General features: G+C 53.7%; 1 protein-coding gene, 2 tRNA genes and 1 rRNA gene. 3 read left to right on the forward strand and 1 reads right to left on the reverse strand.

Annotated elements, in window-relative coordinates; all coding sequences use genetic code 11:
- The 3 genes from MRBLMR1_RS26955 to MRBLMR1_RS26965 all read left to right on the forward strand — a co-directional run.
- A 16S ribosomal RNA gene (locus tag MRBLMR1_RS26955) occupies positions 1-109 on the forward strand; the annotation flags it as partial.
- A 235-nt stretch (positions 110-344) separates the two neighbouring features.
- A tRNA-Ile gene (locus MRBLMR1_RS26960) sits at positions 345-421 on the forward strand.
- A gap of 122 nt (positions 422-543) precedes the next feature.
- Positions 544-619: transfer RNA gene (locus MRBLMR1_RS26965), tRNA-Ala, on the forward strand.
- A 26-nt stretch (positions 620-645) separates the two neighbouring features.
- Here MRBLMR1_RS26965 and MRBLMR1_RS26970 read toward each other — a convergent pair.
- Positions 646-780: a hypothetical protein gene (locus MRBLMR1_RS26970; RefSeq protein ID WP_500066963.1), complete on the reverse strand. Its 135-nt coding sequence runs from the start codon at positions 778-780 to the stop codon at positions 646-648.
- Positions 781-1,150 lie beyond the last annotated feature (370 nt).

Here is a 1,150-nt window from a genome sequence, read left to right on the forward strand (position 1 = left end):
AGGTAGTGCGCTAACCGCAAGGAGGCAGCTAACCACGGTAGGGTCAGCGACTGGGGTGAAGTCGTAACAAGGTAGCCGTAGGGGAACCTGCGGCTGGATCACCTCCTTTCTAAGGAAGCTGTGGAACCGGTAAAACGCCTAACTTGATTAGGATGAACCTTCCCGTGCTTTTTAGAACATAGATGGCGCCAGTCAGGCGACCATCGCAACGTAATACGCCACGGAATATCCTCGGATATCGGATGGTATGGCGAAAACCGCCGACTACGTTTCTCTTTCTTCAAGAAGACAATTGCCGCAAAGCTCGGTGTCCAGGATGTAAGGTGCAAGCCTTGCAGGTGAATGGGCCTGTAGCTCAGTTGGTTAGAGCACACGCTTGATAAGCGTGGGGTCGGAAGTTCAAGTCTTCCCAGGCCCACCATTCGCTTTTTAGTGGATGCTGGACGCGGTGACGGATTTGACCTGCTGGATGGGTTTTGCGGGTATGGTGTTGATGAACGGGCTTTGACTGATCTTGTCAGTTCGGGCTGTTCCCAAGAGATTGGGGCTGTAGCTCAGCTGGGAGAGCACCTGCTTTGCAAGCAGGGGGTCAGCGGTTCGATCCCGCTCAGCTCCACCATTTTGTGTCCTGACGCTGTCGCGGCTTTACCGCTGCGCTCCGGACGGGCCGGCCAACGATGGCCGACGGCCCTTGGCCTTGCGAAGCTTTGCTTCGAGGGTGCCAAACGCATCGTTGTCTTCTGAAGAAGTAAAAGTTTGCATCGCTTCGATGAAGCGCATGCCTGTTCTGCAAAAATCGTGAAGAGAAGATTGATCTGGAGGCTTCCAGGTCTGGGTTTTACCGCAAGGTAAGCCTGGGTTTGAAGCTGATCCTTATGATGTCGTTGATGGCCTAGCCGGCCGGACACGAAAGAGGGATCGGTGGAGATAGGAAGCTTGTCACTCTGGTCGGTCATTGTTGGTGTTTTGACCTTCGGGTTTTGGCGCCTCTGATGACTTATTGATGTCCGTTTGCTAACCGCGCGGACCCGGATTTAATCTCGAGAAGCTGGTCTTAAGATCAGACGCAAGTGGGCCGCTCGGCGTGGCCCTTTAGAAAAGCGATCTGATCGACAAAGAACACGTCGATGTCATCATGAGAAGGATGGGT

Source organism: Neorhizobium sp. LMR1-1-1.1 (genome assembly GCF_040675795.1).
In the GTDB taxonomy this organism is placed as follows: domain Bacteria; phylum Pseudomonadota; class Alphaproteobacteria; order Rhizobiales; family Rhizobiaceae; genus Neorhizobium; species Neorhizobium cellulosilyticum.